This is a genomic window from Gordonia sp. BP-119 (assembly GCF_016924115.1).
In the GTDB taxonomy this organism is placed as follows: domain Bacteria; phylum Actinomycetota; class Actinomycetes; order Mycobacteriales; family Mycobacteriaceae; genus Gordonia; species Gordonia hongkongensis.
Window position 1 is genome coordinate 1 of the sequence record NZ_JAFFZF010000078.1, and the last position, 6,820, is coordinate 6,820.

At 65.1% G+C, this 6,820-nt stretch carries 10 protein-coding genes; 4 read left to right on the forward strand and 6 right to left on the reverse strand.

From position 1 onward, the window contains the following. The 4 genes from JW364_RS23675 to JW364_RS23690 all read right to left on the reverse strand — a co-directional run. Nucleotides 1-842, reverse strand: an 842-nt coding sequence (locus JW364_RS23675; protein ID WP_240199548.1) for an IS256 family transposase, incomplete at its 3' end; no start/stop codon positions are given. A 352-nt stretch (nt 843-1,194) separates the two neighbouring features. Further along, a complete protein-coding gene (locus JW364_RS23680; RefSeq protein WP_205334494.1) occupies nt 1,195-1,626 on the reverse strand; it encodes a hypothetical protein in 432 nt (143 codons plus the stop codon). Continuing rightward, nucleotides 1,623-1,946, reverse strand: coding sequence for a hypothetical protein (locus tag JW364_RS23685; protein ID WP_101823072.1), 324 nt, complete (start codon nt 1,944-1,946; stop codon nt 1,623-1,625). The genes JW364_RS23680 and JW364_RS23685 overlap by 4 nt, the downstream gene beginning before the upstream one ends. A gap of 98 nt (nt 1,947-2,044) precedes the next feature. Further along, nucleotides 2,045-2,251 carry a helix-turn-helix transcriptional regulator gene (locus JW364_RS23690; RefSeq protein ID WP_307814827.1) on the reverse strand — a complete coding sequence of 69 codons (207 nt, stop codon included), beginning with the start codon at nt 2,249-2,251 and terminating at the stop codon, nt 2,045-2,047. 370 nt (nt 2,252-2,621) lie between these two features. Here JW364_RS23690 and JW364_RS23695 point away from each other — a divergent pair, with 370 nt between their 5' ends. The 3 genes from JW364_RS23695 (at nt 2,622) to JW364_RS23705 (ending at nt 4,501) form a co-directional block, all read left to right on the forward strand. Beyond that, nucleotides 2,622-3,632: a hypothetical protein gene (locus tag JW364_RS23695; RefSeq protein WP_205334542.1), complete on the forward strand. Its 1,011-nt coding sequence runs from the start codon at nt 2,622-2,624 to the stop codon at nt 3,630-3,632. A gap of 124 nt (nt 3,633-3,756) precedes the next feature. Next, nucleotides 3,757-4,128, forward strand: a complete 372-nt coding sequence (locus tag JW364_RS23700; RefSeq protein ID WP_058253460.1) for a hypothetical protein — start codon at nt 3,757-3,759, stop codon at nt 4,126-4,128. A 103-nt stretch (nt 4,129-4,231) separates the two neighbouring features. Next, nucleotides 4,232-4,501, forward strand: coding sequence for a hypothetical protein (locus tag JW364_RS23705; RefSeq protein ID WP_058253459.1), 270 nt, complete (start codon nt 4,232-4,234; stop codon nt 4,499-4,501). Nucleotides 4,502-4,689: 188 nt separating this feature from the next. On the opposite strand, the gene JW364_RS23710 is transcribed toward JW364_RS23705, so the two are convergent. Together JW364_RS23710 and JW364_RS23715 are read right to left on the reverse strand one after the other, a co-directional pair. Beyond that, complete coding sequence (locus JW364_RS23710; RefSeq protein ID WP_058253458.1) at nt 4,690-4,926, reverse strand: helix-turn-helix domain-containing protein; 237 nt, start codon at nt 4,924-4,926, stop codon at nt 4,690-4,692. Nucleotides 4,927-5,051: 125 nt separating this feature from the next. After that, nucleotides 5,052-5,537, reverse strand: coding sequence for a hypothetical protein (locus JW364_RS23715; RefSeq protein ID WP_205334492.1), 486 nt, complete (start codon nt 5,535-5,537; stop codon nt 5,052-5,054). Between JW364_RS23715 and JW364_RS23720 the strand changes: the two genes are divergently transcribed. Further along, nucleotides 5,515-6,696, forward strand: a complete 1,182-nt coding sequence (locus tag JW364_RS23720; RefSeq protein WP_240199549.1) for a DNA cytosine methyltransferase — start codon at nt 5,515-5,517, stop codon at nt 6,694-6,696. The two genes, JW364_RS23715 and JW364_RS23720, sit on opposite strands and share 23 nt — an antisense overlap. Nucleotides 6,697-6,820: the final 124 nt, after the last annotated feature.

Genomic DNA, 6,820 nt, shown 5'->3' on the forward strand with positions numbered 1-6,820 from the left:
ACCACCGTGTCGGGAAAGACCGCCCCGACCGATTGCGGCAGGCCTTTTAGCCCGTCGCAGACGAGGAAGAAGATGTCGGCTACACCCCGGTTCTTCAGCTCGGTAAGCACCGCCAGCCAGTACTTTGCCGACTCACCATCGCCTTCACCTGCCCACATCCCGAGCACGTCACGATGCCCGGCCAGATCCACCCCGATCGCGGCGTAGATCGGCCGGGGCCCTACCTGCCCATCGCGGATTTTGACATGGATGGCGTCGATGAACACCGCGGCGTAGACGCGTTCGAGCGGACGGGCATGCCAGGTGGCCATCTCTTCGAGCACCCGGTCGGTGATCCGGCTGATCGTGTCTTTGGAGACCGCAGCACCGTAGATGTCGGCGAAATGGGCGCTGATTTCACCGGTGGTGAGCCCACGGGCATACAGCGACAACACCACCTCATCCACATCAGTCAAGCGGCGTTGGCGCTTCTTCACGATCTGCGGCTCGAAGGTGCCCGCCCGATCCCGCGGGACATCGATCTCGACCTGCCCACACGCATCAGTCAGCACGGTCTTCGACCGAGACCCGTTGCGCGAGTTGCCACTCCCGCGACCACGCTGGTCGTGCTTGTCGTAACCGAGATGCTCAGACATCTCTTCATCGAGCGCCGTCTCGAGCACCGTTTTGGTCATCGCTTTGAGCAACCCATCCGGACCGGTCAGGCGGACCCCGGCCTCCCGGGCCTGGCGGACCAGCTCGCGGGCTACCTCGAGTTCATCGACGCTGCGGTCCGCAGGCACCTCGACGATCCCGTCATCGTGTTCATCAGATGGCTCCACAGCCACCAGAGTGTCGGTCATGATGCGACCTTCCTGCCCCCGACACACCGAGGGCGGTAAGGCCACTTACACCGTTCTCACGACAGTCCCCCTCAGAGCGCTTCCGCCGCCGCGGACTAGCACTCATCACCGTGCTCAGCGACACCAACGCACTCACCACCGGACCCGACGGCACCACCGTCACCATGTGCTGGCAGCCGATGCGGGACTGTCGTGATGTCATAACGTAGATTATCGGCGAAAGGTGTTGCTGCGCTCTATGATTCGTCACCAGTGACGAAATCCTACGCAACGTGACGACATTCTAGATGCGGGCTGGCGCGCTGAGAGTGGTTGCTGGGCAAGCCTGACGCTCACTGCGCACCGCTCATGGTCACGAACCGAGGAGGTCGCGGTGGTGCTGACGGTGCAGAGCTGCACGAATTGTGCGGCCTGGTCCGAGCTCTTTGGCGATCGACATTTCGCCGACCATCAGCAGTGTCAGCCAACCGAGAACGGCTACTGTCCAACCTGCACTCACGAAGACACCTGGCGGCCACGAACTGGCGATAATCCGCCAGACCGCGCAGAAGGCGGCGACGAGCACGCCGACAGGCAGAAAGGCCGCGCCGACGAATCCGATGACCCACTTGAACCGGGCGGGCGACGGAGTAGGTCCGAGTTCAGGGTGCGGCTGCCAGCGCACCGCCCGAACGGGCTGTGTCGCTGCGTCGATGACCGCTGCCGCGCCGAATCTCGACCAGTAGACGAGACCGCCCAGGAGCAGGATCTGCCAGACGAATCCGGCCGTTACCGCTTGATTCAACGCGGCCGCCTGACACGCAAGACGGGTGCGACGTACATCGCCGGGTTCCCGACCCGCAACGGCGGGCCGGCGAGCTCGTAGCCGTGGGCATTGATCGCGGCGAGTGCGGCCTTTTTCCGTCCGCGTCCCTCCCTCGGAACATCAAACTGATCGAGCACGCGCCTGTCCTGGTCGTTGCGTCCGTTCGCGGTGACGGTGATGACGGGCCCGCCGGCTACATGGAACATTGCCATCGGATAGCCAGCCTCCATGGCATTGGCGCCCGACTCGCCGCCAGGGGTGAAGAGGTTGACGATGGTGTTGGTCAATCCGGTGAACATCAGGTTCCTCCTGCGTCGCTTGTTGCCTGCTGTGCGGCGTTGTCCCAGGTCGTCGACTCGCAGTTACCTTTTCATGAAGGTCCGACAGTCTCGCTGAATCAGTCGGGCAGTAGGCGCGAGGCGGCAATGCCGAAGTGGTCGGCTATCCGGTAGAGCGTTCCGATGGTGATGTTCTCGCGCCCGGCTTCGATCGCCGACAGGTGGGTGCGGTGCACGCCAACAGCTTTGGCTACTTCGGCCTGCGTCTGACCGCGGCTGGTTCGCGCGTCGCGCACACGCTGGCCCAGCTCCTGAAGTCTCTCCACCGTGTTGACTATATCCCACACGCATGTAGACTAAAACCATCACCGCTGATGTTTGGTGGTGAACCTTCGCTGCCGACTCGGGCAGAAACAAGAGTGGTCCGCGGGTGCTGGAACACCCACGGACCCGACGCACACCACGGAAAGGGCCGTGACATGCACCAATGCGCCACTCTAATCGAACAAGCCTCGGGCTATCTCGCCGCCGACCACACCATTCGCCGCATCACCCCGGATGCCCGGGAGAGCACGGCTGCGGCGGTCCTTGCGCACTACCCGCCGACCTCGGCGTTCGATGATGGATTCCGGCAGCGACTTCTCGAGTTCACTGCCCCCATGGTGACTGTGGATCACCGAAAGGGACGGTGAACGAATGGAGTTCACAATCTCCGGAGTCCTGGCCGACGCCACCACCCTCACACCTGAAGCCCCAGAGGCCTTCATGCAGGTCGCGTCCAACCTCGGATGGGGAGCCTCGATCATCGGGGTGCTCATCCTGTTGGGGGCGGGCCTGCGGGCCGCCATCGCGAAGCAAACGGGCGAAGTCGCCGCCACCGTCGCTCCACTTGCGATCGGCGGTGTCATCCTCTCCTCCGTCGGAGCCGTTCTGACTCTGGTCGGCCCCGACCCGGATCAGGACAGGCAGCCAACCACCGACGCGCCCCCCGCGCCGACGCCGCCGGCCCCCGCCCCGACCGAGCAGACCCCGATCGAGCAGACACCGTCGGCACCCGAGGCGCCCACCGACTACACGACGCTGTGGATCATCTGCGGAGCCGTCGCGGCCAGCCTCATCGTCATCGCTGTCGCGGTTCTCGCCTACCACAAAGTGAGCCAAGCACGTTCTCGCCGAGACGTTCTGGTGAAGAGCACACGCGCTCAATGGACCAAGGCGGCCGACGTCCTCGGCACCATCGACGCCGACTACGCCGCCTATCACGCCGACCTCGCAGACCGGCTCTTCACCCGCCCACTCCTCGACGACACCAACGACCCCCACACCGCGGCGTTCCTCGACGCCTACACCGCCGCCCGCGCCGCCGCCTACGACTCCCGGCCCCTGGACAGAGACCTCGCCGAGCGAGCCGTCACCACCGCCCTGGCAGCCCGCGACGCATGGAACACCGCCTCACGCCACGCCCGCGACACCGGCCTGAGCCTCCAACCCGCCAAACGCGAAAAACTCACCCGAGCACGCAAACTGCTCGACCAGGCGCTCGACCCCACCATCACCGACGCCTACCGCGACAACCTGCTCGACCGCATCACCACACTCATCGCCGAAGCCGGCGCACGACGCATCCCGCCGGTCCGGGCGCTCGTCGCCGAGTCCGTGCAACGCCAACTCGACACCCAGGCCAAGCGCCCGCAACTGCAACGATGACCCAGCTGACGGGCGATTCGGGCGCGCGATGCACGCCACGGCGTCGGTGCGGCATGTTATGCACACACAAAGACAACACCCGAATCGCTCTCGAAGAAGGGCCCTTCGACCTACAAGGAGAAACATGAACTGGGTGATCTGGTCCCTCAACGTGGCCGTCATAGTCCTCGCGATCGCCGTCATCGCCTTATGGAGATTCCCCATCGGCAACTTCGGTTGGTTCCAACGCCTACTCCGCGCCCGGAAGCGAGCCCTCGCCGAAGGCCACACAGAAGACTGGCATGACGACGCCTGGTACGACGCACTCGCCGCACACGGTATGCGCATCAACGATCCAGACGCCCCGCTCGCACCCGCCGGCCACGAGGCAGAGTTCACCAGGCGCCACCCTGGGCCGACACCGCCGCCGCGGCAGCCCGCAAGCATGGTCAACCCCATCCTCGCGCTCATCGCTGTAGCCATCGTGGCCACGGTCAGCACGCTGGCGCTCAACTAGACCATCAGGAGACCACCATGTGGACTTATCAGTGACCAGCAACAGGTTTGCTCTCAAAGGCCACGCGAACTGTCACACCCACCCCGCGAGGAGAGATCCCCTCATGAACTTGCCTTCGGCCCACAGCGTCCTGACACCCCGTGAGTTCGCGGCTCTCCTGCGCGTTGACGCCCGAGCCCGTCGACGACGAGTCCGTCTCACTCATAACCTCGACTACGAGACGTTCTACGCCGGGCTCGCCAGCTCGATCGACGACCAGCCCGACAACGTCGAGTTGGCCCGTAAAGTGCTCACGCTCTGGAACAAGGACCAGAACTGGTTGCGAGCACGTCGCACACGAACCTTCGCGATCGCCTCGACCGGCGACATCTGACCACCGATCACCACCACCGATCACGAAGGACGTTCTTCTGAGTTGCCACACCCAAACCGAAGATCGTTCCTCACAGGATAGGAGGGGAGGGCGGCGAGCTCCCCCGAATGTGCAGCCCCCTCCCCTCCGTCCTGGTTACGCGCGACGGCGACCAGCCGGTGTGGGTCTTCACTGAGGGTCGTGGAGGGTTAGTGCCCGATCTGGTGAAGTAGTTGCGAGATCGGCACTTTCAGCGCTTCGGCGATGCGCGCCAGGGTGATGATGGTTGCTCGCCGCGATCCGTCTTCCACGCCGCGCAGCATGTTGCGCTCGACGCCGGCCTCGAGACCCAGGGCCCGCTGACTGAGGCCCAGTTCCTCGCGGCGAGTCGTGATCGCTTCTCCGAGAGCGCGTAGCAATGCAGGTTCGTCGATGTCGACGGCCATGACGGCTCCTCCTCCCCTGTCGCCCGCCAGGTCGGCGGGCGCACTCGGCGTGGCTGAGCCTACCGGCGAGGTCGCCACGGGCGGCAGCACGACGGCGGTGCGCCCGGTCGGCGCGGGACAGCTGCTCACTGCGCGGGTTTCACGATCGTCAGAGTCAGCTGGTCGTCGTCGATGTGCTCGTCGAACTCCTCGACAGCCGGCCAGTGGTCACAGACGTACTGGTCGCGCTCGGAATCGTCCATCGCTGCCCACTGCTCGGGCAGCGGGCCGACGTAGCGCTGCACCCGGCGTACCAGATACGACCGCTCGACAACCTCGGTGCGCGCCAGTTCGGGCATCGCTTGCTCGACCAGCCCGACGAGGGCGGCGGCCGCGTCATGTTCAGCGTCGACATTGCCTGCGAGGTCGCAGGCTTGGCGCCACCGCTCGATGCCTGCGGCGATTGCTCGCGCATGAACGCTCATCGGTGTTGCCGCGCAGGTGTTTTCGGTGGTCGTGGCCATGTGCTGCTCCTTCTTTCCTCCGTGCCTCAGTGGTTGCCTATAGGCTACCGTTAATGGTAGTCTATAGGCAACCACTAAGGATGGAATGAGCGAGGAAACGACGATCATGGGGCACATCATCTCGAAGACAGCGGAACACCGACCGGCGCTGCGCCGCAGACGATTCCGCCACGACAATCCGACCGCGCTGGACTTGTTCTCAGGATTTGGCGGATTCACCCAGGGCATCGAGGCCGCCGGTTTCGACACCATCGTCGGGGCCAACCACAACCGCTACAAGGTCGAGGTGCACGAGGCCAACCATCCGCACGTCGAGCACTGGATCGCTGATCTGATCAACACCGACTCCGACACCTACCACTCGGTGCGTGAACTCCCGGCAGCCGACCTACTGGTCGCCGGGGTGACCTGCACCAACCACTCCCAGGCCAACACCCAGCGTGCCTACGAACAGGGACTGACGTTGTTCGACCTCGACGACCCCGAGTTCGAGGAACGCGCCACCCGGTCCGAGCGGGACCGCGCAACGGCCAACTGCGTGCTGCACTACGCCGATCAGCACCACCCCCTGCTGATCCTGGTCGAATGCACCACCGAATTGCAGTCCTGGGGACCAGCGGTCCCCGGCCGACGCAAGGTCGGCGACGGGTCGACGTATCGGTGGTGGCTGCGCGAGATCACCAAGCTCGGCTACGAACACAAGGTGCTCTACCTCAACTCGATGTTCTTCGGCGTCCCCCAGAGCCGGGACCGGCTCTACATCGTGTTCTGGGACCGCACACTGCCCGCCCCCGACCTCGACCACCGCCCCCAGGCGTGGTGCGGCCCCTGCGATGAGGCCGTCGAGGCGATGTGGGCGTGGAAGACCGGCGTGCCCGCCAGCGGATCGGTGCGCTACGGCAAGCAGTACAACTACCGCTGCCCGCGCTGCTTCGGCGAGGTCTCCCCCACCACCACACCATCGCTGACCGCCCTGGACCTGACCCACCTGGGCACCCGGATCGGCGAGCGGACCAAACCGCTGGCCCCGGCGACCATGGCCCGCGCCGAACGATGCCGCCAGAAGTTCGCCGAGTTCCCCGCCGTGCTGATGCCGGCCAAAGCCCAACGCGGCGTGGAACGCCACCCGCTGCAACCGATGGCCACCCAGACCTCGCAGCAAGAGACCGCGCTGCTCAGTACCGGCGCCATCATGGTCGCCGCCGGAAATACCTTCGAGCGCCCCGGATCGCAGTGCCGGACCCGAACCCTGGGGCAGCCGCTGTGAACCGTCCTGGATCGGATGGAGACCTCGTTTAGGCCACCGCCATCTCGGAGGTGGCTGTCTCACGGTAGCGCCTCTCGTACTCAATGGGCGGGCAGTAGCCGATCGATGAGTGCAGCCGCTCGGT

Coding starts and splice junctions, on each gene's coding strand:
- JW364_RS23685 (WP_101823072.1), bottom strand. CDS start 1,946: ATGTTCACCGGATTGACCAACACCATCGTCAACCTCTTCACCCCTGGC.
- JW364_RS23695 (WP_205334542.1), top strand. CDS start 2,622: ATGGAGTTCACAATCTCCGGAGTCCTGGCCGACGCCACCACCCTCACA.
- JW364_RS23700 (WP_058253460.1), top strand. CDS start 3,757: ATGAACTGGGTGATCTGGTCCCTCAACGTGGCCGTCATAGTCCTCGCG.
- JW364_RS23705 (WP_058253459.1), top strand. CDS start 4,232: ATGAACTTGCCTTCGGCCCACAGCGTCCTGACACCCCGTGAGTTCGCG.
- JW364_RS23710 (WP_058253458.1), bottom strand. CDS start 4,926: ATGGCCGTCGACATCGACGAACCTGCATTGCTACGCGCTCTCGGAGAA.
- JW364_RS23720 (WP_240199549.1), top strand. CDS start 5,515: ATGAGCGAGGAAACGACGATCATGGGGCACATCATCTCGAAGACAGCG.
- JW364_RS23715 (WP_205334492.1), bottom strand. CDS start 5,537: ATGATCGTCGTTTCCTCGCTCATTCCATCCTTAGTGGTTGCCTATAGA.